21 protein-coding genes, 1 pseudogene and 1 riboswitch are annotated in these 22,813 nt (G+C 70.2%); of the genes and pseudogenes, 8 read left to right on the top strand and 14 right to left on the bottom strand.

The genetic code is table 11. The features are described 5' to 3' along the window. Nucleotides 1-70: 70 nt before the first annotated feature. Both CPH93_RS11080 and def read left to right on the top strand, forming a co-directional pair. The gene (locus tag CPH93_RS11080) at nucleotides 71-1,069 is read left to right on the top strand and encodes a tetratricopeptide repeat protein (RefSeq protein ID WP_096212670.1); all 999 of its coding nucleotides are present in this window, start codon (nucleotides 71-73) and stop codon (nucleotides 1,067-1,069) included. Between the two features lie 68 nt (nucleotides 1,070-1,137). Then, a complete protein-coding gene (def, locus tag CPH93_RS11075) occupies nucleotides 1,138-1,782 on the top strand; it encodes a peptide deformylase (protein ID WP_093485099.1) in 645 nt (214 codons plus the stop codon). Nucleotides 1,783-1,841: 59 nt separating this feature from the next. Here def and CPH93_RS11070 read toward each other — a convergent pair whose 3' ends face one another. The 3 genes from CPH93_RS11070 to CPH93_RS11060 all read right to left on the bottom strand — a co-directional run bounded on the left by CPH93_RS11070 (nucleotide 1,842) and on the right by CPH93_RS11060 (nucleotide 7,420). After that, on the bottom strand, nucleotides 1,842-3,848 hold the full coding sequence (locus CPH93_RS11070) for a transglycosylase domain-containing protein (protein ID WP_173909775.1): 2,007 nt from the start codon (nucleotides 3,846-3,848) through the stop codon (nucleotides 1,842-1,844). A gap of 99 nt (nucleotides 3,849-3,947) precedes the next feature. Beyond that, a complete protein-coding gene (locus CPH93_RS11065; protein WP_093485101.1) occupies nucleotides 3,948-5,003 on the bottom strand; it encodes a ribonucleotide-diphosphate reductase subunit beta in 1,056 nt (351 codons plus the stop codon). Next, complete coding sequence (locus CPH93_RS11060) at nucleotides 5,003-7,420, bottom strand: ribonucleoside-diphosphate reductase subunit alpha (protein ID WP_173909774.1); 2,418 nt, start codon at nucleotides 7,418-7,420, stop codon at nucleotides 5,003-5,005. The genes CPH93_RS11065 and CPH93_RS11060 overlap by 1 nt, the downstream gene beginning before the upstream one ends. 160 nt (nucleotides 7,421-7,580) lie before the next feature. Then, a riboswitch (cobalamin riboswitch) is annotated at nucleotides 7,581-7,728 on the bottom strand. A gap of 130 nt (nucleotides 7,729-7,858) precedes the next feature. Here CPH93_RS11060 and CPH93_RS11055 point away from each other — a divergent pair. After that, on the top strand, nucleotides 7,859-8,446 hold the full coding sequence (locus tag CPH93_RS11055) for a Uma2 family endonuclease (protein WP_093485102.1): 588 nt from the start codon (nucleotides 7,859-7,861) through the stop codon (nucleotides 8,444-8,446). A gap of 79 nt (nucleotides 8,447-8,525) precedes the next feature. On the opposite strand, the gene mctP is transcribed toward CPH93_RS11055, so the two are convergent. From mctP to CPH93_RS11040, 3 genes are all read right to left on the bottom strand, one after another. After that, complete coding sequence (gene mctP, locus CPH93_RS11050; RefSeq protein ID WP_096212669.1) at nucleotides 8,526-10,214, bottom strand: monocarboxylate uptake permease MctP; 1,689 nt, start codon at nucleotides 10,212-10,214, stop codon at nucleotides 8,526-8,528. Continuing rightward, complete coding sequence (locus tag CPH93_RS11045; RefSeq protein ID WP_040898368.1) at nucleotides 10,211-10,471, bottom strand: DUF3311 domain-containing protein; 261 nt, start codon at nucleotides 10,469-10,471, stop codon at nucleotides 10,211-10,213. Before CPH93_RS11045 ends, mctP begins: the two co-directional genes overlap by 4 nt. Nucleotides 10,472-10,684: 213 nt before the next feature. Continuing rightward, nucleotides 10,685-11,440, bottom strand: a complete 756-nt coding sequence (locus CPH93_RS11040; protein WP_006603199.1) for a GntR family transcriptional regulator — start codon at nucleotides 11,438-11,440, stop codon at nucleotides 10,685-10,687. A 265-nt stretch (nucleotides 11,441-11,705) separates the two neighbouring features. On the opposite strand from CPH93_RS11040, the pseudogene CPH93_RS37585 reads away from it, so the two are divergent. Beyond that, nucleotides 11,706-11,930: pseudogene (locus CPH93_RS37585) on the top strand (hypothetical protein); the annotation flags it as partial. 8 nt (nucleotides 11,931-11,938) lie between these two features. Continuing rightward, a complete protein-coding gene (locus tag CPH93_RS11030; protein WP_096212667.1) occupies nucleotides 11,939-13,492 on the top strand; it encodes a glycoside hydrolase family 3 protein in 1,554 nt (517 codons plus the stop codon). A gap of 27 nt (nucleotides 13,493-13,519) precedes the next feature. Here CPH93_RS11030 and nagB read toward each other — a convergent pair whose 3' ends face one another. Further along, a complete protein-coding gene (gene nagB / locus CPH93_RS11025) occupies nucleotides 13,520-14,302 on the bottom strand; it encodes a glucosamine-6-phosphate deaminase (RefSeq protein ID WP_093485106.1) in 783 nt (260 codons plus the stop codon). Nucleotides 14,303-14,469: 167 nt separating this feature from the next. After that, nucleotides 14,470-15,243, bottom strand: a complete 774-nt coding sequence (locus tag CPH93_RS11020) for an SDR family oxidoreductase (protein ID WP_096212665.1) — start codon at nucleotides 15,241-15,243, stop codon at nucleotides 14,470-14,472. A 119-nt stretch (nucleotides 15,244-15,362) separates the two neighbouring features. Here CPH93_RS11020 and CPH93_RS11015 point away from each other — a divergent pair, with 119 nt between their 5' ends. Together CPH93_RS11015 and CPH93_RS11010 are read left to right on the top strand one after the other, a co-directional pair. Then, on the top strand, nucleotides 15,363-16,034 hold the full coding sequence (locus tag CPH93_RS11015) for a TetR/AcrR family transcriptional regulator (protein ID WP_096212664.1): 672 nt from the start codon (nucleotides 15,363-15,365) through the stop codon (nucleotides 16,032-16,034). 357 nt (nucleotides 16,035-16,391) lie between these two features. Beyond that, nucleotides 16,392-17,864 (top strand): sensor histidine kinase, encoded by a 1,473-nt coding sequence (locus CPH93_RS11010; RefSeq protein ID WP_093485109.1) that lies wholly within the window; start codon nucleotides 16,392-16,394, stop codon nucleotides 17,862-17,864. Between the two features lie 176 nt (nucleotides 17,865-18,040). On the opposite strand, the gene CPH93_RS11005 is transcribed toward CPH93_RS11010, so the two are convergent. Further along, nucleotides 18,041-18,298, bottom strand: coding sequence for a WhiB family transcriptional regulator (locus CPH93_RS11005; RefSeq protein ID WP_003983230.1), 258 nt, complete (start codon nucleotides 18,296-18,298; stop codon nucleotides 18,041-18,043). A 320-nt stretch (nucleotides 18,299-18,618) separates the two neighbouring features. After that, nucleotides 18,619-19,602, bottom strand: a complete 984-nt coding sequence (locus tag CPH93_RS11000) for a diacylglycerol/lipid kinase family protein (protein WP_093485110.1) — start codon at nucleotides 19,600-19,602, stop codon at nucleotides 18,619-18,621. 96 nt (nucleotides 19,603-19,698) lie between these two features. Between CPH93_RS11000 and CPH93_RS10995 the strand changes: the two genes are divergently transcribed. Then, nucleotides 19,699-20,160, top strand: a complete 462-nt coding sequence (locus tag CPH93_RS10995; RefSeq protein WP_096215389.1) for a hypothetical protein — start codon at nucleotides 19,699-19,701, stop codon at nucleotides 20,158-20,160. Nucleotides 20,161-20,251: 91 nt separating this feature from the next. Here CPH93_RS10995 and CPH93_RS10990 read toward each other — a convergent pair whose 3' ends face one another. The 4 genes from CPH93_RS10990 to CPH93_RS10975 all read right to left on the bottom strand — a co-directional run bounded on the left by CPH93_RS10990 (nucleotide 20,252) and on the right by CPH93_RS10975 (nucleotide 22,749). After that, nucleotides 20,252-21,220: an RNA polymerase sigma factor SigF gene (locus CPH93_RS10990; protein ID WP_006603192.1), complete on the bottom strand. Its 969-nt coding sequence runs from the start codon at nucleotides 21,218-21,220 to the stop codon at nucleotides 20,252-20,254. Between the two features lie 43 nt (nucleotides 21,221-21,263). Continuing rightward, a complete protein-coding gene (locus CPH93_RS10985; protein WP_006603191.1) occupies nucleotides 21,264-21,677 on the bottom strand; it encodes an anti-sigma regulatory factor in 414 nt (137 codons plus the stop codon). 290 nt (nucleotides 21,678-21,967) lie between these two features. Further along, complete coding sequence (locus CPH93_RS10980) at nucleotides 21,968-22,456, bottom strand: GNAT family N-acetyltransferase (protein WP_096212663.1); 489 nt, start codon at nucleotides 22,454-22,456, stop codon at nucleotides 21,968-21,970. A gap of 32 nt (nucleotides 22,457-22,488) precedes the next feature. Further along, complete coding sequence (locus CPH93_RS10975; RefSeq protein WP_093485112.1) at nucleotides 22,489-22,749, bottom strand: UBP-type zinc finger domain-containing protein; 261 nt, start codon at nucleotides 22,747-22,749, stop codon at nucleotides 22,489-22,491. Nucleotides 22,750-22,813: the final 64 nt, after the last annotated feature.

Raw genomic sequence — 22,813 nt, 5'->3', positions numbered from 1 at the left:
TCGGAAGGCCCCGGGCGCCGCCCGGGGAGACCTCCTCGGCGGCATCAAGAGCAACCAGCAGGCGGGAATCGTGAGGATCTTCGGCAAGGTACGGCACCGGCCCTCCGCCTCGTGGCGTCAGGCGACCGACCGCGCTTTCACGCTGATCGGCGACGGCCGTTACGAGGACGCGGGGGCGCTGCTGACCCGTGCCGCGGACATGGAGCCGTGGCTTTCGGAGTCCTGGTTCAACCTCGCCCTGCTGCACAAGTTCCGGCACGACTGGGAGCAGGCCCGGGCGGCCGGTCTGCGTGCGGTGGCGCTGCTGGACCGGGAGGCGGGGGCGCCCGACTGGTGGAACGTCGGCATCGCCGCCACCGCCCTGCAGGACTGGCCGCTGGCCCGCCGTGCCTGGCAGGCGTACGGCCTGAAGGTCCCCTGTGAGGGCTCCCCGTCCGGTGAACCGCTCGGTATGGCGCTGGGCAGCGCCGCCGTCCGGCTCTCCCCGGAGGGCGAGGCGGAGGTCGTCTGGGGCCGCCGGCTGGACCCCGCGCGGATCGAGGTGCTGTCGATCCCGCTGCCGTCCTCCGGGCGGCGCTGGGGCGAGGTGGTGCTGCACGACGGCGTCCCGCACGGCGAGCGGACCATCGTCAGTGCCGACGGTGCCACCCGGGCCTATCCGGTCTTCGACGAGATCGAGCTGTGGGCGCCCTCCCCGGTCCCCACGTGGGTGGTGCTCCTGGAGGCCGCCTCGGAGGCCGACCGGGACGCCCTGGAGCGGCTGGCGGCCGACGCGGGCTTCGCCGCCGAGGACTGGTCGTCGTCGGTGCGGCTGCTGTGCCGTACGTGCTCGGAGAGCCGGATGCCCAGCGACGAGGGCGACGGCGAGCATCTGGACCCGCACGACCACAGCGAGCCCGGCCACCCCGGGCCGCTCGGGCACCGCACCGCGGGCTCGGGCTCGCTGTGGGTACCGGAGCGCGAATGCGGCATCGCGGCGCCGTCCGCCCTGGTGCGCGGCCTGCTGGACGGCTGGGTCGCGGACAGCCCGGACACCCGGGAATGGCGGGATCTTGAAGAGGTCTGCTGAGCGCCCGTCGGCGTCCCCGTAGGCTGTAGGGCGACTAACCAGGGTTTTCAGGAAGGCGTACGGCGGAGATGGCCCAGCAGCCTGTGTTTGATCAAGAGGGTGACCAGCGCGTGGACGAGGCGTTCATCGACGACGTCACCGACGCCGGGGAGCGGGAGGAAGCCCACCGTGAGCGGGGCACCTCGCGGCCGATCACGGTTGTCGGCAACCCGGTGCTCCACAAGGAGTGCAAGAACGTCACGGCGTTCGACGAGGAGCTCGCCCAGCTCATCGACGACATGTTCGCCAGCCAGCGCACCGCCGAGGGCGTGGGCCTGGCCGCGAACCAGATCGGTGTGGACCTGAAGGTCTTCGTCTACGACTGCCTGGACGACGAGGGCGTCCGGCACGTCGGTGCGGTCTGCAACCCCGTCCTGGAGGAGCTGCCGGCCGAGCGCCGCATCCTGGACGACTCCAACGAGGGCTGTCTGTCCGTGCCCGGCGCCTACGCCGAGCTGGCCCGTCCCGATTACGCCGTGGTCCGCGGCCAGAACGCCAAGGGCGAGCCGATCGCGATCCAGGGCACCGGCTACTTCGCACGCTGTCTGCAGCACGAGACCGACCACCTCTACGGCTACCTCTACATCGACCGGCTGAGCAAGCGGGAGCGCAAGGACGCGCTCAAGCAGATGGCCGAGCGGGAGCCGCGCTACCCCGTCGTCGCCAACGACTGATAACGACTGATGACGCAGGCGCGCGGGCGCCCGGCCGGTGGGCCGGGCGCCCGTCGTCGTCACGGTGCCTGCTGGTAGGCGCTCCAGATCTTGGGCGGGATGGTCGTCCCCAGCCCGGTCGCCGCGCCGCCGACGTCCTGCATCGGCAGCAGCTCGGGGGCGCCCGGCTTGTTGCGGAACATGGTGACGGCGGTGGTCGGCTCATTGCCGTCACTGTTGCCGTCGCCGTCGCCGGGCGGCCGGCCGGGACGGAAACCGCCCCCGCTGCCTGGTCCGGCGCCCGGTCCCGTACCGAGGTCCGGCACACCGGGCGGCGGGCTGCCGATGAACCACGCCGACTTCATCCGGTCGCCCGGCTCGGTGAGACCGGCCGCGACCGGCTGCTGCGCCGCCGTGCCGCCCTGTGCTTTCAGGGCCTGCCGGCCGCGTTCCTCCAGGGCGCCGGACACCTGCTGGGCGACGCCGGCGTCGAGGACCTGGTGCGACTCGGGGCGGCGCAGCCCGGGTACCGGGCGGCCGTCGTGGGTGAGCGCGGAGACCGCGTACGGGTCGGTGTGCAGCCCGCCGTTGGCGAAGGTGGTGTAGGCGCTCGCCATCCGGACCGCGCTGGGGGCCGAGGTGCCCAGCGGGAAGGTCTGTTCCAGGCGCGCCAGGCTCTCCTTGCGCAGCCCCGAGGCCACCGCCAGATCCCGGATCCGCTCCAGCCCCATCTGCTGTCCGGCCTGCACGAACGGCGGGTTCTTGCCCTTCAGCAGAGCCCAGCGCAGAACCAGCGGCCGGGTCTTGTCGGCCGCCGCGCGGGACGGATCGGCGTCCGGTGCCGCGGTCGGCGTGCCGTCCCACGCGGCGGACGGCTCGTCGACCTGCTGCTGGAGCGCGGCCGCCAGCACGAACGGCTTGAAGGCGGACCCGACCGGGACCGCCGTGGTGTCCGCGTTGTTGCTGAAGTGCTTGGTGGCGTCCGCACCGCCGTAGAGCGCGACGATGGCGCCGTCCTTGGGACGTACCGAGGCCGCGCCGAATTCCACGAACTTGTCGGCCGTGCGCCGTTTCGGATCGATGGTGTCGCGGCGCACGTCGGTGACGGCCTTTTCCAGGCGGCGGGTGCGCTTTTTGTCGAACGTGGTGTGGATGCGGTATCCGCCGCGTGCCAGGTCCTTGTCGGTCAGGCCGGTGTCGGCCTTGATGAACTTATTGGCGACATCGACGAGATAGCCGGTCTGGCCGGCCTGGCTCGTGGGTTTCGACAGTGCGCGGGGCTCGGGGAAGGTGCGGTATTTGGCCCGCTCCTGTGCACTCATCTTCCCGGTGTCGACCTGCCGGTCGAGTATCCACTTCCAGCGGGCCACCGCGCGCGCGTGATTGGCCTTGCTCAGCCCCGGGTCGTACTGCTCGGAGCCCTTCAGCAGGGCCGCCAGCAGCGCGCCCTGACTGGGGTTCAGCTTCGCGGCGTCGATGCCGTAATACGCATGGGCGGCCGCCTGGATTCCGTACGAACCGCGGCCGAACCAGCTGGTGTTCAGATAGCCGCGCAGTATTTCCCGCTTCGACTTCTGGTTGCTCACCTTCAGCGCGATGACGAATTCCTTCACCTTGCGGGTGACCGTCTGGTCCTGCGAGAGATAGGTGTTCTTCACGAACTGCTGGGTGATGGTGGAACCGCCCTGGGTGTCCCCGCCCGACACCATGGTGACCAGGGCCCGGCCGATGCCCTGGAGTGAGACTCCGGGGTCACTGTAGAAGGTGGCGTTCTCCGCCGAAATCACGGAATTCTCGACGGAGTCGGGCACCTTGTCGAGGGTGACGTTCTGCCGGTTGACGGCACCCACGCTCACCATCTGGCTGCCGTCCGCCCAGTAATAGACGGTTGCCTCCTGGCCGGCGAGCGCATTCTCACTCGGTATGTCGACCTTTGCGTACACGACTGCTAACAGTCCCGCCAGGCCGGCCACGCCGAGCGCGACGGCGCTCAGCCACTGTCTCCATGACGGCAGCCAACGGCGCAGACCTTCCCGTCCCTGACGCGGATAGTCGATGAACCGACGACGCCCCTTCGTGCCCTTCATGCCCGCATAGATGTGGTGGCCACCGGTTCCGGTTGCCGAGGTAACAGAACGCTCACAAACAGCGGGTGACCGGGGCGAAGGGGCGTCGCGGTACGTCTTCTAGAAATCGTCGTCGAAGGAGACCGAGCCCTCGACCGCGACCTGGTAGGCGGAGGCCCGGCGCTCGAAGAAGTTGGTCAGCTCCTGGACGTTCTGCAACTCCATGAAGGAGAACGGGTTCTCCGATCCGTAGACCGGCGCGAAGCCCAGCCGCTGCAGCCGCTGGTCGGCGACGCACTGGAGGTACTCGCGCATCGACGCGGTGTTCATGCCCGGCAGGCCGTCACCGCACAGGTCGCGCCCGAACTGCAGCTCGGCCTCGACGGCCTCCTTGAGCATCTCGGTGACCTGCTGCTCCAGCTTGTCGTCGAACAGGTCCGGCTCCTCCTGGCGGACGGTGTCCACCACCGAGAACGCGAACTCCATGTGCATGGACTCGTCGCGGAAGACCCAGTTGGTGCCGGTGGCCAGCCCGTGCAGCAGACCGCGCGAGCGGAACCAGTACACGTATGCAAAGGCGCCGTAGAAGAACAGCCCCTCGATGCAGGCCGCGAAGCAGATCAGATTCAGCAGGAAGCGGCGCCGGTCGGCCCGGGACTCCAGCCGGTCGATGCTCTCGACCGAGTCCATCCACTTGAAGCAGAATTCGGCCTTCTCCCGGATGGACGGGATGTTCTCCACCGCGGCGAAGGCGGCGGCGCGGTCGTCCGGGTCGGGGAGGTAGGTGTCCAGCAGCGTCAGATAGAACTGGACGTGCACCGCCTCCTCGAAGAGCTGACGGCTCAGGTACAGCCGTGCCTCGGGGGAGTTGATGTGCTTGTAGAGCGTCAGCACCAGGTTGTTGGCGACGATCGAGTCACCGGTCGCGAAGAACGCCACCAGCCGTCCGATCATGTGCTGCTCGCCCGGCGAGAGCTTGGCGAGATCGGCGACGTCGGAGTGGAGGTCGACCTCCTCCACGGTCCAGGTGTTCTTGATGGCGTCCCGGTAGCGGTCGTAGAACTCCGGGTACCGCATGGGCCGCAGGGTCAGCTCGAAGCCCGGGTCCAGGAGGTTCTTCTCGCCGGTGGTGGCGGTGTGCGCTGCCGCGGCGTTGGTTTCAGGTGCGGTGGTCATTATTGGCAGGCCTCGCAGGACTCGGGGTTTTCCAGGGAGCAGGCGACCGCCTCGGGGTCGGTGGCCTGCTGCGGGACGGGGGCGCTCGCGGCGGCGGTGCCGCGCGCGGACTGGGCGATCCGGGTCGCCGGCCGGGAGCGCAGGTAGTACGTCGTCTTGATGCCGCGCTTCCACGCGTAGGCGTACATCGAGCTGAGCTTGCCGATGGTCGGCGACGCCATGAAGAGGTTCAGCGACTGGCTCTGGTCCAGGTACGGCGTACGGGCCGCGGCCATGTCGACCAGGGCGCGCTGCGGGATCTCCCAGGCGGTGCGGTACAGCGCCCGGATCTCCTCGGGGATCCATGCGACGTCCTGCACCGAGCCGTTGGCCTCGCGCAGCGCGTCGCGGGTCCGGGCGTCCCACAGGCCCAGCGCCTTGAGCTCCTCGATCAGATAGGCGTTGACCTGGAGGAACTCCCCGGACAGCGTCTCGCGCTTGAAGAGGTTGGAGACCTGCGGCTCGATGCACTCGTACACGCCCGCGATGGAGGCGATGGTCGCGGTCGGCGCGATCGCCAGCAGCAGGGAGTTGCGCATGCCGGTCAGGGCGATCCGGCTGCGCAGCGCCGCCCAGCGGTCGGCCCAGCGCGGCTCGGCGTTCGGGTAGTGGTCGGGGTGCAGCACTCCGCGGGCGGTGCGGGTCGCGGACCAGGCCGGGTGCGGGCCGTGCCGCTCGGCGAGGTCGGCGGACGCCTCGTACGCGGCGAGCATGATCCGCTCGGAGATCCGGGTGGACAGCTCCTGCGCCTCGGGCGAGTCGAAGGGCAGCCGCAGCCGGAAGAAGACGTCCTGCAGGCCCATCAGGCCCAGGCCCACCGGCCGCCAGCGGGAGTTGGAGGCCCCGGCCTGCTCGGTCGGGTAGAAGTTGATGTCCACGACGCGGTCGAGGAAGGTGACGGCGGTGCGGACGGTCGCGTCCAGCCGCTCCCAGTCCATCTCACCGTTGTCGCCGAGGTGGGCGGCGAGGTTGACCGACCCCAGGTTGCAGACCGCGGTCTCCCCGTCGTTCGTCACCTCCAGGATCTCCGTGCACAGGTTGGAGGAGTGCACGACCTGGCCGGGCTCGGCGGTCTGGTTGGCGGTGCGGTTGGCGGCGTCCTTGAACGTCATCCAGCCGTTGCCGGTCTGCGCCAGGGTGCGCATCATCCGGGAGTACAGCACCCGCGCCGGGATCTGCTTGACCGCGCGGCCCTCGGCCTCGGCCCGGCGGTAGGCGGCGTCGAACTGCTCGCCCCACAGGTCCACCAGCTCCGGGGCGTCCGCGGGGGAGAACAGCGACCAGTCGGCGTCCGCCTCGACCCGGCGCATGAACTCGTCCGGGATCCAGTGCGCGATGTTCAGGTTGTGGGTACGGCGGGCCTCCTCACCGGTGTTGTCGCGCAGCTCCAGGAACTCCTCGATGTCCGCGTGCCAGGTCTCCAGGTAGACACAGGCGGCGCCCTTGCGCCGGCCGCCCTGGTTCACGGCCGCGACCGAGGCGTCCAGCGTGCGCAGGAACGGCACGATGCCGTTGGAGTGCCCGTTGGTGCCGCGGATCAGCGAACCGCGGGCGCGGATGCGGGAGTACGACAGCCCGATGCCGCCGGCGTGCTTGGACAGCCGCGCGACCTGGTGGTAGCGGTCGTAGATCGAGTCCAGCTCGTCCAGCGGGGAGTCCAGCAGATAGCAGGACGACATCTGCGGGTGGCGGGTGCCGGAGTTGAAGAGGGTGGGGGAGGAGGGCAGGTAGGACAGCGAGCTGGTGAGGCGGTAGAGCTCGGCGACGTCGTCCAGCGCGCGCTCGCTGTGGTCCTCCGCGAGGCCGCAGGCCACCCGCAGCAGGAAGTGCTGGGGCGTCTCGATGACCTGACGGGTGGTGGGGTGGCGCAGCAGATAGCGCGAGTGCAGGGTGCGCAGCCCGAAGTAGCCGAAGCGGTCGTCGGCGCCGTCGGCCAGGGCCCGCTCGACCAGCGCGTCCAGGCGGGCCGCGTGGGCCCGCACGAACTCCGCGGTCTCGTCGGCGATCAGGCCCTCGCGGTGACCGGTCGCGACCGAGGCGGAGAACGAGACGGCGCCCTGGCCGGCGGCCTCCTCGGCGACGGCGAGGGTGAGCAGCCGCGCGGCGAGCTTGGAGTACTGCGGCTCGTCACCGATCAGGCCGGCCGCGGCATCGGTGGCCAGCGACCGCAGTTCGGCCTCATCGGAGCCCGCGTGCCGGCCGCGCAGGGCGGCGGCGGCCACCTTGCCGGGGTCGGTCGCGGTCAGGTCCTCGGTCAGTTCGGTCAGGGTGCGCAGCAGGGCGACGCCCGGGCCGTCCTCGGCACCAGCGGCAGGCGTGGCCACCGCAGGCGGCACGACCTCGGCGTCTGACGCGGGCTCCGTTGGCGCGATGGTCACGTGATGCTCTCCCTCACTCGGCGGGGGCCGGGAGGGCGGGCACGACGGGCGCACGCGGGCATGCGGCACCCCGACACGGTCAGGAGTGCGCGGGCTCACCACGCGGCGTCCACCGGCCCAGCCCTCGGGGCCCGGACGTATCGACGTCCACACCCATGGCGGTGCGGTCGTACCGTCGGCAGGTCTTCGGACTCCGGGCGTGCGTCGGGGCCGATGTTCGGCCGGGGAAGCGCGCCTTGACACCGTTGCGGGACAGTTCCGGATTCGCACCGGATTCCCCTGCGGCGACAGCGAGGACGAGCATACATGTGGTGGTGGCCCCTCAAGTGCACCCCCACATCTAGTGTGTCGTGAGTGATCACACAGTGTCTGTCAGTGGCCTCGGCTATCGTCGGTTCCACGTTCTCGGCGCTGCTGGGGCAAGAAGGAGGGGGCTCCTTGACCGCGCTCGCCGACCAGCCGCACATCATGGAGACCGAGCATTTCGAAGAGGCGGCCCGGATATTCGCCCGCCTGGAGCGGGGCGCGCGGCTGGAGTTCATCGACGGGAAGATCAGGAGCAAGGCCGTACCGGACCGGGACCACGGTCGCATCATGGAGTGGCTGACGCGTATCTGTGTTCAGGCGCGCCCCGAGCTGCGGCTCCATCCGGACCAGGGACTCAAGGTGCAGGCACACCGTGGCGGCCGCGCCCGTCCTGATGCCGAACTCGTCCCCAGTGGCGCCTTCGCGGGCCAGGGGGCATGGGCCGCTCCTGACCCGGTGCTCATGGTCGTCGAGGTGACCTCCCATGACTCGGACACCGATCAGCGTGATCGGGTGGAGAAACCTCGTGTGTACGCGGAGACCGGCATCCCGCTCTATCTGTTGGTCGACCGGGAAGCCTGTCAGGTTTCGGTCCACAGCGAGCCCGATGGCGGGCGCTACGAGGTCATGCACACCGTCTCGTACGGCAAGTCGCTCCACCTCCCCGCCCCCGTCGGCATCACCCTGGAAACCGAGCAGCTGAAGGACTGGGTGAACTGACCCCGCACACGGCAACGGGCCGCCGCGCCCCCCGAAGGGAACGCGACGGCCCGATGTCGGAAGCCGGTCGGCCGGTGGCTCAGTGCCCCGCCGGCGCCCCCGCCGTCGCCGGCGGCAGCTCGACGACGACGCCCTTGTCGCCCGCGTCCGCCGTGTAGTCCGCGGGGCTGGTCTCGTCGGTGCCCTCGGGTGCGTTGACGGCCTTCAGGACGACGGTCAGCACGACCGACACCACGACGTTCAGGACGAAGGCGGTCAGACCGATGTAGCCGATCTCACCGATGCCGGGGATCTCCTTGCTGGAGCCGCCGAAGTGCGCCTGGGTCGGGCTGGCCACGCCGTACGCCGCGAGCGTGCCGTAGAGCATGCCGACCGCCCAGCCGGCCAGCAGCGCCCAGCGGTGGAACCAGCGGGTGAACAGGCCGCCGACCAGCGACGGCATGGTCTGCAGGATCCAGATCCCGCCCAGCAGCTGGAAGTTGATGGCGACGGTCTTGTCCATGGTGAGCACGAAGACCAGCGCGCCGACCTTCACCAGCAGCGAGACGAGCTTGGCGACCTTGTGCTCCTGCGCGGGCGTGGCGTCCGGCTTGAGGAAGTCCTTGTAGACGTTGCGGGTGAAGAGGTTGGCCGCGGCGATCGACATGATGGCCGCGGGCACCAGCGCGCCGATGCCGATCGCGGCGAACGCGACGCCGGTGAACCAGCTCGGGAACATGTCCTCGAAGAGCTGCGGGATGGCCAGCTGGGGGTTGCCCTGGATGTCCGTGCCGGCCTTGATCGCCATGAAGCCCAGCAGCGCCAGCAGCCCCAGCATCAGGGAGTAGAGCGGCAGGATGGTGGTGTTGCGGCGGATCACATTGCGGCTGCGCGAGGACAGCGTCGCGGTGATCGAGTGCGGGTACATGAAGAGCGCCAGGGCCGAGCCGAGCGCCAAGGTGGCATACGCCCATTGGGCGTTGGGCCCGCTGGTCAGCTCGCCGCGTGGCTTGCCGGGGACGGGTCCGGGCTGGGACAGCGCCTTGCCGGCCGAGTGGAAGATCGCGTCGAAGCCGCCCAGCTTGATCGGGATGTAGATGATCGCCACGGCGATGACGAGATAGATCAGCCCGTCCTTGACGAACGCGATCAGCGCGGGCGCCCGCAGCCCCGAGGAGTAGGTGTACGCGGCCAGCACGGCGAACGCGATCAGCAGCGGCAGGTCCTTGACGAACCAGTTGGTGTGTTCGCCGCCGCCGATGCCCAGCACGTCCAGGACGGCCTGGATACCGACCAGTTGCAGCGCGATGTACGGCATCGTGGCGAGGATGCCGGTGAGCGCCACGGCCAGCGACAGGCCCTTGGAGCCGAAGCGGCCGCGCACGAAGTCGGAGGTGGTGACGTAGCCGTGCTTGTGCGAGACCGACCACAGGCGCGGGAGGAAGGTGAAGATGAGCGGGTAGACCAGGATCGTGTACGGCACGGCGAAGAAGCCGGCCGCCCCCGCCGCGTAGATCGCCGCCGGAACGGCCACGAAGGTGTACGCGGTGTAGAGGTCGCCGCCGAGCAGGAACCACGTCACCCAGGTGCCGAAGCTGCGGCCGCCCAGGCCCCATTCGTCGAGGTTGGCGGACTCCTCGGCCTTGCGCCAGCGGGCGGCCAGGAATCCCATGACCGTCACGGCGAGGAAGAAGAAGATGAAGACGGCGAGCGCCACGCCGTTGACGCCCTTGGTCGCGGAGGCGGCCAGCACGGCGGAGGTCTCCGGTGCGGTCGTGGTCAGGCTCATTCCGACCCACCGCCCTTGCGCGCCCGCTGCTCACGCTGCACGAGCTTGTACGCGATCATGGTGAGCACGGTCGAGATCAGCACCCATGCCATCTGGTACCAGTAGAAGAACGGGATCCCGATGAGCGTCGGCTCGATCCTGGCGTACGAGCTCACCCAGAGCATGGCGACGAACGGAGCGATCAGGCAGATCCCGGCGATCACCCGCGTGGGCGTGACCACCTGTCTGCGATCCGGCGATACAGCTGGCTGTGTCATGACCGTTGCTCCGTCCCCTGGGGCTCCTGCGTAATCGGCTGGAAATCTATGGCAGGGGCGTGGCGCGCGTCACTACCCGTCCGCATATCGGTATCAAGACTCCACCTTGCGGCAGGTCCGCAGGGGTGGCGGTGGCAGGGCGGGGCCGGATCCGGACAGCCGTGGCCGCGGCCCGGGGGGCCGGGCGGAAGAAGCCCGGCCCGGGCCGGCGGATCAGTCCGCGGGGCGGCGCAGCCTGGCGACGAACTTGTAGCGGTCGCCGCGGTAGACCGAACGCACCCACTCCACCGGCTGCCCCTGCGCGTCGAGGGAGTGGCGGGAGAGCATCAGCATCGGCAGCCCGACGTCCGTGCCCAGTAGCCCGGCCTCGCGCGGGGTGGCCAGGGAGGTCTCGATGGTCTCCTCGGCCTCGGCCAGCCGGACGTCGTAGACCTCGGCCAGCGCGGTGTAGAGGGAGGTGTACTTGACGAGGTTGCGGCGCAGTGCGGGGAAGCGTTTCGCCGACAGATGGGTGATCTCGATGGCCATCGGCTCACCGCTGGCCAGCCGCAGCCGTTCGATGCGCAGCACCCGGCCGCCGGTGGCGATGTCCAGCAGCCCGGCGAGCCGGTCGTCGGCGGTGACATAGCCGATGTCCAGCAGCTGGGAGGTCGGCTCCAGGCCCTGGGCCCGCATGTCCTCCGTATAGGAGGTCAGTTGCAGCGCCTGGGAGACCTTGGGCTTGGCGACGAAGGTGCCCTTGCCCTGGATGCGCTCCAGCCGGCCCTCGACGACCAGTTCTTGCAGGGCCTGACGCACCGTGGTGCGCGAGGTGTCGAACTCCGCGGCGAGGGTGCGCTCGGGCGGGACCGGGGTGCCGGGCGGCAGGGTCTCGGTGATCTCCAGCAAGTGCCGCTTGAGCCGGTAGTACTTGGGCACCCGCGCGGTCCGTGCGCCGCTCTCGGCAGTGCTGCCCCCGTCCGTCTCCATGACCCGCCTCTCCGACTCCTGTCGTGCTGCCGTCACCGGCTCCTCCGTACGTAGCGGCTCACATCGTGGCACGGGAGCCTTCCCCGTGCGCTGTTGCAGGTCCCGGCCCGCCGGATGTCGGTCAGGTAACGGACCTGGCAGCGACTCTTATACACCCCTTGACACCCCAAAAGGTCTAGGCCAAGCTGCGGGCGCTGGTCTAAACCATTAAAGACCACACCCGGCCTTGGGGGGAGAGCGCAATGACGCGTGGGCTCATAGCGGCGACGCCTGCTTGCTCGACGGCCTGCGGACACTCACCCTCTTCTCCATGCTGATGGTGCCGCCCTTCGCCCTGCCGACCCTCCGCGGCCGTACCGCCGCGGTGCCCCGGGAACGGGGCGCCACGATGGCCGCCACGTCGCTCTTCGCCCTTCCCCTCCTGGCCCTCCTCCTGTTCCTGCAACGCACGGCGGTCGGCGGTCTCACCTCCGGCGCAGTGAAGGGATGACGCAGCCCATGACCCCGCTCGTACGGTCGGAACCCTCCACCGACACCCTCACCCGCGACGCACTCACCGTCCTCCAGCCGGGCTTCACCGGCACCACCGCCCCCGACTGGCTGCTGCGCCGGATCGGCGAGGGCCTGACCTCGGTCGGCCTCTTCGGCCGCAATGTCGAGAGCCCCGCGCAACTCGCCGAGCTCACCGCCCGGTTGCGCGCCGCCCGCGAGGACCTCCTCATCGCCGTCGACGAGGAGGGCGGCGACGTCACCCGTCTCGAAGTGCGCGGCGGTTCCTCCTTCCCCGGCAACCATGCGCTCGGCGCCGTCGACGACACCGCCCTGACCCGCGACGTCGCCCGGGAACTCGGCCGGCGGCTGGCCGAGTGCGGCATCACCCTCAACTGGGCGCCCTGCGCCGACGTCAACTCCGACCCCGACAACCCGGTCATCGGCGTCCGCTCCTTCGGCGACGATCCGCAGCTGGTCGCCCGGCACACCGCCGCCTATGTCGAGGGGCTGCAGTCCGCCGGCGTCGCCGCCTGCACCAAGCACTTCCCCGGCCACGGGGACACCGCCGTCGACTCCCACCACGACCTGCCGCGGATCACCGCCGACCTGACCACCCTCCAGGAACGCGAACTGGTGCCGTTCCGCGCCGCCGTCGCCGCCGGCACCCGCGCCGTGATGAGCGCACACATCCTGCTGCCCGCCCTGGACGCGGACCGTCCCGCCACGCTCAGCCCGGCCGCGCTGGGCGGTCTGCTGCGCGCCCCCGTCGACCGCGGCGGTCTCGGCTTCGACGGGCTGATCATCACCGACGGGATGGAGATGCGGGCCATCTCCGCCGCGTACGGCCTCGAACGGGGCAGCGTGCTGGCCGTCGCGGCCGGTGCGGACGCCCTGTGTGTGGGCGGCGGACTGGCGGACGAGGACATCGTGCTGCGGCTGCGTGATGCCCTGGTGCGGGCGGTGCGCGCGGGCGAACTGCCCGAAGCGCGGCTCGCGGACGCCGCGGCACGGGTACGTGCCCTGGCGCGCTGGACCCGGCGCACGGGTGCCGGGGAGGAGATCGCGCCCGCCCCCGGGATCGGCCTCACCGCGGCCCGGCGCGCCCTGCGCCGCACCGCCGACGGCCCGTTCACCCCCCTGACCGCGCCCGCCTGTGTCGCGGCCTTCACCCCGCTGGCCAACATCGCCGTCGGGGACGAGACCCCCTGGGGCGTAGCCGCCGAACTGACCCGGCTGCTCCCCGGCACCGGAACGCTCACCTGCACTGCGGAGTCCGCGGCCACGGCCGGCACCCCCGCGCTGGTCGACGGCCTGCTGAAGGCGGCCGCCGGGCGCCGTCTGGTCGCCGTGGTCCGCGACGTCCACCGCCACCCCTGGATGGCCGAGGCACTCGACGCCCTCCTCGCCGCCCGCCCCGACACCGCGGTCGTCGACATGGGCGTCCCGCAGTCCCCGCCACGGGGCGCGCTGCATATCGCCACCCACGGCGCCGCCCGGGTCTGCGGCCGGGCCGCCGCCGAGGTCCTCACCGGGCGGCGCGGCCCGGAGGACGGGGACTGAGCACCCCGCCCGGGAACTCCGGGACCGTCAGATGCCCTGCCAGTGCGGCTTCGCGGCGTAGGTGGCGCGGAAATAGTCGGCGAGCTTCAGCCGCGCGGCGGCGGCCTCGTCCACGACGACCGTCGCATGCGGGTGGAGCTGCAGCGCCGAGGCCGGGACCAGCGCGGCGACCGGCCCCTCGACGGCCCGGGCCACGGCGTCGGCCTTGCCCTCACCGGTGGCGAGCAGCACCAGATGGCGGGCCTCCAGGATGGTGCCGATGCCCTGGGTGATGACGTGGTGCGGCACCTCGTCGAGGCTGTCGAAGAACCGGGCGTTGTCCTTGCGGGTCTGCTGGGTCAGCGTCTTGATCCGGGTACGCGAAGCGAGCGACGAGCAGGGTTCGTTGAAGCCGATGTGCCCGTCGGTGCCGATGCCCAGCAGCTGAAGATCCACCCCGCCGGCCTCGTGCAGCGCACGGTCGTACGCCTCGCAGGCCCCCTGGACGTCCTCGGCTGCGCCATCGGGCCCCATGAACGAGTCCGCGCCGAGGCCGAGCGGCTCGACCACCTCACGCAGGACCACCGAACGGTAGGACTCGGGATGCCCGGCCGGCAGGCCCACATATTCGTCGAGCTGACAGATGCGCGCCCGTGAGGCATCCACCGACCCGGCCCGGACCCGTGCCGCCAGTGCCTGGTAAATGGGCAGCGGGGTGGAGCCGGTGGCCACACCGAGCAGCGCGTCGGGCTTACGGCGCAACAGGGCCGCGAGGGCCTCCGCGATCAGCTCGCCGCCCGCCATGGCGTCCGGAACGATGACAACTTCCACGCTTGGCCTGCCGTTCTGGAGAGTGGTCTCATGCGGTCATGTGGTATAGACCAATCTAGCAGAGGGCGGGCCACCGGGCCCGGTGGCGCTCCCGAACGGCGGGGCGCGCATGGCCGACGGTTCGGTGGCTGAGGGGCCACCACGCCCGGCGGGTGGGCGACGCGCCGTCAGAGCAGTGCGCCTCCCGTCGCATCGATCCACTGGCCTGTCACCCAGCGGCTGTCCTCCGAGGCCAGGAAGGCCACGATGTCGCCGATGTCCGTGGAGTCCGCGATCCGGCTCAGTGGGGATATCTCCCGGACCCTCTGCTGTGCTTCGGAATGGGCCTCGCCCCGCAGCCACCCGGCGTTCATGTCCGTGTCCACCGCACCGGGGGCCACCGCGTTGACCGTGATCCCGCGCCGGCCGAGGTCCTTGGCGAGAGTCGAGGTGAAGACGTCGATCGCCCCCTTGGTCATGGCGTAGGCGATCAACTCGGGCTTGGCTGCGCCACGCGTCAGTCCCGTCGAGGTGTTGATGATCCGCCCGCCGTCCCGCAGCCGGGGCAACCCCTGCTGGACGATGAAGAACGGCGCCTTGGTGTTGACCGCGAAGAGACGGTCGAAATCCTCCACCGTCACCTCGCCGATCGACTTGAGCGTCCCGTCGACCGCCTTGTTGATACCGGCGTTGTTGACCAGGATGTCCAGCCCCTCGGACTGCTCGTCGAACGCGGCCCACAGCGCTTCGGCGTCTCCCGGCGCCCCCAGCTCGGCCCGGACCGCGAAGGCCTGACCGCCCGCGGCCTCGATCGTCGAGACCGTCTCCTTGGCCGCGGTCTCGTCACGCCCGTAATGCACACCGACCCGCGCGCCATCCCTCCCCAGTCGCTCCGAGATCGCCCGGCCGATCCCCCTGCCGCCGCCTGTCACCAGTGCCGTCTTGCCGCTGAGTGCGCTCATGGCAGCGCCCCTCCCTGATCTGTATGTACGCATGTCCCCGCACCGAGCCGCTTTCTGTATCGCTCGCTACAAAAAAACCGTAGCATGCGTTCCGTACCGACCGCTATAGAATTCTTGCCATGGCGACCAAGGAGACGAAGCAGCGTGGCCGGCCCCGGTCCTTCGACCGGGAGACGGCCCTGGAGCAGGCGGTCCGGTCCTTCTGGGAGCAGGGCTACGAGGCCACGTCCATCTCCGACCTCACCCGCGCCATGGGTATCAGCGCCCCCAGCCTCTACGCCGCCTTCGGCGACAAGCGGGCACTGTTCGGCGAGGTCGTGGCCGAGTACGGGCGGCTCTACGGGGGCTTCCTCTCCCGCGCCGTGGCCGAGGAGCCCACCGCCCGCCGCGGTGTCGAACGCGCGCTGCGCGAGGCCGCGGCCGAATACACCCTGCCCGGCCGCCCGCGCGGCTGCCTGGTCATCAGCGCCGCCCTGAACATCTCGCCCGCGTCCGCCGAAGTCGCCGATTCCCTGCGGGAGATGCGGTTGTCGAACGTCCGGGAGATCGGGAGCGCCATCCGGGCGGACATCGCCGCCGGCGAACTGCCCGCCGATACGGACGCCGACGCGCTGGCCGCTTACGTGGGCGCGGTCGTCCAGGGCATGTCCCAGCAGGCGCGGGACGGCGCGGAGCGGACGAGCCTGGAGGCGATCGCCGAACTGGCGATGAAGGCCTGGCCGCAGCATTCGACTGAGCCGGAGCCTGAGCCCGAGCCGGAGATCGGAACGGCCGCACGGTCTGCCGCGTAATACCCGGCGGCCGCACACCCCGCCCGTCATACCCCCGGAAACACCCGCGGGCCGCGGCGCCGGGACAGGACCCTCAACCTGTCCGGCACCGCAGCCCGGAGCTGACATCGGCCGGTCCCGCCCTACGGGCGGAAGGCGCCCCCGTGTGCGGTGGGGGCACGGTCCCGTCCTGGGACCGGTCGATCGGAGGCCTCGGCGCAGTCAGGGCAGAGAGCGCCAGCGGCCTCGTTCCGTTCTCCTGTGCGGGGAGAACGGAGGTCTTGGCCCGCATTCTGGAGTAGACCATTCTCGCTTGTCCATGCCCATGCAGACACAACGCATACAGGGTACGCCGGTAGGCTCCAAGACGTGCCCTCCATGAACGATCTCGTACGCCAGCACACCGCTCTGAGCGACACCGACCTCGAGTGGCTGCATCTGCTGGTCTCGGAGTGGCAGCTGCTCTCCGACCTCTCCTTCGCCGATCTGGTGCTGTGGGTGCCCACCCTCGACGGCACCCGCTACGTCTCGGTCGCCCAGATGCGGCCCAATACGGGCCCCACCTCCTATCAGGACGACATGGTCGGCCATCTCGTTCCCCGCGGCCGGCGCCCGATGCTGGATTCCGCCCTGGACGAGGGCCGCATCGTGCGCGAGGGCGACCCGGAGTGGCGCGAGGAGGTGCCGGTACGCGTCGAGTCCATCCCGGTACGCCGTGAGGGCCGGGTGCTCGGGGTGATCGCCCGCAACACCAATCTGCTGACCGTACGCACCCCCAGCCGGCTGGAGCTCACCTACCTTCAGAGCGCCTCCGACCTCGCCCAGATGATCGCCGCCGGCACCTTCCCCTTCCCCGGCCAGCAGGTCGACATGGATGCCTCGCCGCGCGCCGGCGACGGACTGATCCGGCTCGACGCGGACGGTGTCGTCCAGTACGCCAGCCCCAACGCCCTCTCCGCCTACCACCGGCTCGGTCTCGCCGCCGACCTGGTGGGCCACCACCTGGGCCGGGCCACCGCCGAACTCGCCCCCGCCCGCGGCCCGGTGGACGAGGCACTGGTCCGGCTCGCCAGCGGCTGGGCCCCCAGGGAATTCGAGGTCGAGGGAAATGAGGGCGTCATTCAATTGCGCGCCATTCCGCTCAAACCGAAGGGGACACACATCGGTTCTCTGGTCCTGTTGCGTGATGTGACCGAACTGCGACGCCGCGAGCGGGAGCTGATCACCAAGGACGCCACCATCCGGGAAATCCATCACCGGGTGAAGAACAATTTGCAGACGGTGGCCGCGCTGCTGCGGCTGCAGTCCCGCCGGATGGATTCCGCCCAGGGCCGCGACGCCCTCAACGAGGCCGTCCGCAGGGTCGGTTCGATCGCGATCGTGCACGAGACGCTGTCCCAGACCCTCGATGAGCGGGTCGAGTTCGACGAGATCGCCGACCGGGTGCTGGCCATGGTGGCGGAGATCTCCCCGGGCAAGGTGACCACCCGCCGCACCGGACGCTTCGGCATCCTGGACGCCGAGGTGGCCACCCCGCTGTCGATGGTGCTCACCGAGGTCCTGCAGAACGCCCTGGAGCACGCCTTCGGCCCGGCGGAGCACGGCACGGTCGAGGTCAGCGCGGTGCGCGGCGGCAGCCGTACAGAACCGCGGCTGCTGGTCACCGTCCAGGACGACGGCCGCGGCCTGCCCGAGAACTTCGATCCGCAGCGCGCCGGAAACCTGGGGCTGCAGATCGTACGGACCCTGGTGGAGGGGGAGTTGGGCGGCACGTTCGACATGGTGCCGGCCCCCGAGCGCGGCACGCAGGTCCTCCTCGACGTCCCCGTGCGGGCCGACAAGCAGCACTGAGACCTGGGCCACCGCCCCCGCCGCCGGTCCGCACCTGCCCCCGGACAGCAGCAAGCCCCGGACCCATCTGGTCCGGGGCTCAAAGCTCTTCAGATGCGCTTACACCGGGCTGATCAGCTCCGGAGGTGCATCGGGGGTACTGCGCGCTGCGGCTCGGGGGCCACGGGGCGGCTGGCTCAGGCGCTGGCGTTGCGCGCCCGGTTGCGAGCTGCACGGCGCTTCATCGCGCGGCGCTCGTCCTCGCTCAGACCTCCCCAGACGCCGGAGTCCTGGCCGGACTCGAGCGCCCACTGCAGGCACTGCTCCATGACGGGGCAGCGGCGGCAGACGGCCTTGGCTTCCTCGATCTGCAGGAGCGCAGGACCGGTGTTGCCGATGGGGAAGAAGAGCTCGGGGTCTTCCTCGCGGCAAACGGCGCGGTGACGCCAGTCCATGGCTGCTCCATCTCCTCGTGTGACGGGATCGTTGCTTGTGAATGTGAACGCTTTCACGAATCCCTCCACAAGGGAAGGGCCGAACCCCAGTCGTGAACTGGTGCGGTCCTGTGGAATGAGGAGGAGGATTCGGGCTCTCAAGGGGGCCGGTGAAGCGGCCGTCCCGATCGCCAGGAAGAGACTCGCAAACCTCGGCTGCGGATACAACCCCTTCCGGAAACTTTTTTTTGAATCCTTGGTGTCGCCTAGCTCACAGCCGTCATTCCAGGGGGTGGAAACCAGTCTAAACGTTCGAGTGAAAGGACTTTGGGCTCTACTGCTCACACAATCACACGCAGTGCACGACGAACGCCTGTGAACGTCACACTCGTACGCAGTCCCAGGTGGTCGCCGTCCATCTGAAAGGGCAGCGGAACCTGCGAATGCAAGGTGAAGTTCGTGAGGTCGTGATGTGAGAGTGCGTGCTTGCCGTGGGGCCCGCGCTCGGGTGTTGACGTCAGTAGTTGGGTGGCGTACCGGGCCACCGCGGCCGGTGAAAGCTTGCTCAGTGCGAACACATCCAGGGCCGTGTCGAACGAGGCGTCCGGGGACGGGTAGATCGGCCGATTGCCCAGGTAGGACCACGGAGCGGTGTTGCAGATTATGGCCAGCGCGAGGTTCTCGACGATCTCCGCGGCACCCTCGGTCCCGCCCGGGCGTTCGAGGGTGATCACGCCCCGCCGGCGGTTCGCCTCGCCCAGGAACTGCCGTACGACCTGTCGCACGTACAGGGCGTGGGTCGAACGCTTGCCGCGTTCGCGCTGCTGCTCGACCCGGCCGACGACACCGGCGTCGAAACCGAAGCCCGCGCAGAAGGTGAACCAGCGATCCGGTACGCCCTCGTCGTCGGTGCCGGGTGTGCCCGCGGCGAGGCCCAGGCCGATCGTGCGCTCGCTGCCGTCGCGCAGCGCGTCCAGCAGGGCGCCCGTCGCCTCCACCACGTCATTGGGCAGCCCGAGCGCGCGGGCGAAGACATTGGTGGAGCCGCCGGGGACGACGGCCAGCCGCGGATGTGACTCCGGATCGGGGCCGTTCGCCAGCAGACCGTTGACGACCTCGTTGACCGTGCCGTCGCCGCCGAGCGCCACGACCAGTTCGGTCTCCCCGCCCTCGGTGGCCTGCCGGGCGAGATCACGCGCATGCCCGCGGTACTGCGTTTCGGCGACCTCCAGCTTGAGGTCGCTGGCGAGCGCGTGGGTGAGGACGTCACGGGTGCGGGCACTGGTGGTGGTTGCTGCGGGATTGACCACGAGGAGTGCGCGCATATGGAGCAGCGTACCTACCTGCTGGTACCGGTCTCACGCCCCGTCCGCCCCCGGGGCGTCCCCGGCGGCGGTCAACACCGGCGCTACCCTGCTGGGGTGAGCAGCCAGCAGAAGCAGTCCGCGTCCCGAGCCGCCGACGCCCCCGCCGTCCACGAGCCGGCCGGCCCGCGGCCCGCCCGGCTGAGCGCCGCCGCGGCGCTCACCGCGGTCGAAGGGCTCGCGCTGGCCTCGCTCGGTGCGTACATGCTGATCATGGGGCTCACCGGTGTGCCGGACAGTGCGCAGCAGGCGGAGATGGGCGGGCTGACCGTCCTCGCACTCGCGGTGCTGCCGCTGGTGGCCGCGCGGGGGCTGTGGCTGCGCCGCCGCTGGAGCCGGGGCCCATCGCTGATCACCCAGATCGTGGCGCTGCCGGTGGCCTGGACGCTGGTGAACGGCGGCGGGGCGCTGATCGCGGCCGGCGCCGGACTGGCCGTGGCCGCGCTGGTGGTGCTCGTCCTGCTGGTCAATCCGACGGCCACCGAGGCCCTGGGCATCGGGCCGCGGGAGGCTCCCTGACCGGCGCCGGGAACGGAACGGACGAAGGGGCGGGATCCGGTGGATCCCGCCCCTTTCGCTTGTCTTCCGGTGCCGTGCGCGCCCGGTCCGGTCACTCCTCGACGAGCAGCTTGTCGCGCAGCTGGGCGAGGGTGCGGGCCAGGAGCCGGGAGACGTGCATCTGGGAGATGCCGACCTCCTGGGCGATCTGCGACTGGGTCATGTTGCCGAAGAACCGCAGCAGCAGGATCTTCTTCTCCCGCGGCGGGAGGTCCTCCAGCAGCGGCTTGAGGGACTCGCGGTACTCCACGCCCTCCAGCGCCTCGTCCTCGGCGCCGAGGGTGTCGGCGACCGCGGGGGACTCGTCGTCCGTGTCCGGGACGTCCAGGGACAGCGTGCTGTACGCGTTGGCGGACTCCAGGCCCTCCAGCACCTCCTCCTCGGAGATCGCCAGATGCTCGGCCAGTTCATGGACGGTGGGGGCCCGGCCGTGCCGCTGGGAGAGCTCGGCGGTCGCGGTGGTCAGCGACAGCCGCAGCTCCTGGAGGCGGCGCGGGACGCGGACCGCCCAGCCCTTGTCGCGGAAGTGCCGCTTGATCTCGCCGACGACGGTGGGGGTGGCGTAGGTGGAGAACTCCACGCCGCGGTCCGGGTCGAAGCGGTCCACGGACTTGATCAGACCGATGGTGGCGACCTGGGTCAGATCGTCCAGCGGCTCACCGCGGTTGCGGAAGCGCCGGGCCAGATGCTCGACGAGCGGGAGGTGCATCCGCACGAGAGCATTGCGCAGCTCCGCGCGCTCCGGGGAGCCGTCCGGCAGTCCGCGCAGTTCGTAGAACATCGCCCGGGCGCCGCTGCGGTCGTGCGGCTCCTGGGAATGCTGGTGATCCTGCAGCTGGTGTTCGGGGGCCGGCGCATCGTGCTGATGCTCCTGCTGCCCCGGCTGCTCGCTCTGCTCCATGTGGTCCGCCCGCTCTGCCTGCTCCGCCGCATTCAACCGGCCGCCGTGGTGGGACACGCCCACCGGATGCGGCCGGGCCTGCTGCCCGGGGATGGTCGTACCGGTCGTACCGGCCGCCATCCGCCCGCCGCGTTCGAGATCTTTCACGGGGCCCCCTGTTCGGTCATGACGGTCCGGGACCGGCGCCGCGCTCCTTGTACAGACTGATGGTGACCGTCTGGTCCTCGGCGACGGTGGAATCGACCTTGCCGGCCAGTGCGGAGAGCACCGTCCAGGCGAAGGTGTCGCGCTCCGGGGCGCGGCCGTCGGTCGTCGGGGCCGACACCGTGACCTGAAGTGCGTCGTCGATCAGGCGGAAGACGCAGCTCAGCACGCTGCCGGGGACGGCCTGTTGCAGCAGGATCGCGCAGGCCTCGTCGACCGCGATGCGCAGATCCTCGATCTCGTCGAGGGTGAAGTCCAAGCGGGCTGCGAGCCCGGCCGTGGCCGTACGCAGCACGGACAGGTAGGCACCCGCAGCGGGCAGACGGACTTCCACGAAGTCCTGAGTCCCGGGCTCGCCTGCGATCTGGGACACCCTCACCTCCAAGGTGGCACAAGCTGGTTGAGCTGGAAATGCGCGATATTCGCGTTGTTCGGGATATGCGCCGGCCTTTTTCTCCCTTCGTGAAAGGAGAACGATCAGGCGCGATGCATGGTTCGGCTGTGACGCTATCGCGATCTGCGGGCCGATGTCGCCCGGAAGGAGGACGACTGCCGTCCGGAGGGCGATCCGGCCCCAGGTCACCCGGCGCCACCGCTGTTACTGATTGTAAATCCACGGGTACGGAAAGTGGCTAGGGGTGTGCACCGTCAAATCGATGCCGATTACGCTCCGTTGACACGTGAGGTGGCGGCAAGGTTGTGCAGTGCCTCCCCAGTGAGCCGGAAGACCGTCCATTCGTCCATGGGCCGGGCGCCGATCGACCGGTAAAAACCGATGGACGGTTCATTCCAATCCAGGACCGACCACTCGAAACGCGCGTAACCGCGGGCCACGCAGATCTCCGCGAGGGCCGCGAGCAGCGCCTTGCCATGACCGTCGCCGCGCGCCTCGGGGCGGACGTACAGGTCCTCCAGATAGACACCGTGCGTGCCCGTCCACGTCGAGAAGTTCCGGAACCACAGGGCAAAGCCGACCGGGGTCCCACCGGCCTCCGCGATCAGCGCGAAGGCGGCCGGCTGCGGGCCGAAGAGGGCCTCCTTCAGCTGCGGCTCGGTGGCCTGTGCGGCCTCGGGCTCGCGCTCGTACGCGGCCAGCTCGCCGATCATGGCCAGGATGGCGGGGACGTCGTCGGGGCTCGCTGCGCGGATCATCTCTGAAGGCTAAACGGACGCCGTCCGGCTCTTCACACCAGCTGCTGATCGACGAAGCACCAGCGCCAGGAGTCGCCCGGTTCGAAGGTCCGCATCACGGGATGGCCGGTCTCCTCGAAGTGCCCGGAGGCATGCCGGAACGGCGAGGAATCGCAGCACCCGACATGGCCGCAGACCAGGCAGAGCCGCAGCTGTACGGGGTGGCTGCCGACGGCCAGGCACTCCAGGCAGGTGGCGCTCAGCGGGGCCGGTTCGGCGCGCGGCAGTCCGGGAACATGCGGGCACTCGCTCATGATGGCCAGGTTAGATCGCCGGGACGGCCGGCGGAGGATGCCGGGACGGGACGGGACGGGACCG

The sequence above is a fragment of the Streptomyces sp. 2323.1 genome, assembly GCF_900221035.1.
Classification (GTDB): Bacteria; Actinomycetota; Actinomycetes; order Streptomycetales; family Streptomycetaceae; genus Streptomyces; species Streptomyces sioyaensis.
The sequence above is the reverse complement of the archived record's forward strand: the minus strand, read 5'-3'. Positions and strand labels throughout refer to the sequence as shown.

What these genes read in the sequence shown, in the direction of transcription:
- CPH93_RS11010 (WP_093485109.1), top strand. Translation starts at nt 16,392, where the DNA reads ATGAACGATCTCGTACGCCAGCACACCGCTCTGAGCGACACCGACCTC.
- CPH93_RS11000 (WP_093485110.1), bottom strand. Translation starts at nt 19,602, where the DNA reads ATGCGCGCACTCCTCGTGGTCAATCCCGCAGCAACCACCACCAGTGCC.
- CPH93_RS11020 (WP_096212665.1), bottom strand. Translation starts at nt 15,243, where the DNA reads ATGAGCGCACTCAGCGGCAAGACGGCACTGGTGACAGGCGGCGGCAGG.
- CPH93_RS10975 (WP_093485112.1), bottom strand. Translation starts at nt 22,749, where the DNA reads ATGAGCGAGTGCCCGCATGTTCCCGGACTGCCGCGCGCCGAACCGGCC.
- CPH93_RS11005 (WP_003983230.1), bottom strand. Translation starts at nt 18,298, where the DNA reads ATGGACTGGCGTCACCGCGCCGTTTGCCGCGAGGAAGACCCCGAGCTC.
- CPH93_RS10980 (WP_096212663.1), bottom strand. Translation starts at nt 22,456, where the DNA reads ATGATCCGCGCAGCGAGCCCCGACGACGTCCCCGCCATCCTGGCCATG.
- CPH93_RS11015 (WP_096212664.1), top strand. Translation starts at nt 15,363, where the DNA reads ATGGCGACCAAGGAGACGAAGCAGCGTGGCCGGCCCCGGTCCTTCGAC.
- CPH93_RS11040 (WP_006603199.1), bottom strand. Translation starts at nt 11,440, where the DNA reads ATGGAGACGGACGGGGGCAGCACTGCCGAGAGCGGCGCACGGACCGCG.
- CPH93_RS10990 (WP_006603192.1), bottom strand. Translation starts at nt 21,220, where the DNA reads ATGGCGGCCGGTACGACCGGTACGACCATCCCCGGGCAGCAGGCCCGG.
- CPH93_RS11070 (WP_173909775.1), bottom strand. Translation starts at nt 3,848, where the DNA reads ATGAAGGGCACGAAGGGGCGTCGTCGGTTCATCGACTATCCGCGTCAG.
- def (WP_093485099.1), top strand. Translation starts at nt 1,138, where the DNA reads ATGGCCCAGCAGCCTGTGTTTGATCAAGAGGGTGACCAGCGCGTGGAC.
- CPH93_RS11045 (WP_040898368.1), bottom strand. Translation starts at nt 10,471, where the DNA reads ATGACACAGCCAGCTGTATCGCCGGATCGCAGACAGGTGGTCACGCCC.
- mctP (WP_096212669.1), bottom strand. Translation starts at nt 10,214, where the DNA reads ATGAGCCTGACCACGACCGCACCGGAGACCTCCGCCGTGCTGGCCGCC.
- CPH93_RS11030 (WP_096212667.1), top strand. Translation starts at nt 11,939, where the DNA reads ATGACCCCGCTCGTACGGTCGGAACCCTCCACCGACACCCTCACCCGC.
- CPH93_RS11065 (WP_093485101.1), bottom strand. Translation starts at nt 5,003, where the DNA reads ATGACCACCGCACCTGAAACCAACGCCGCGGCAGCGCACACCGCCACC.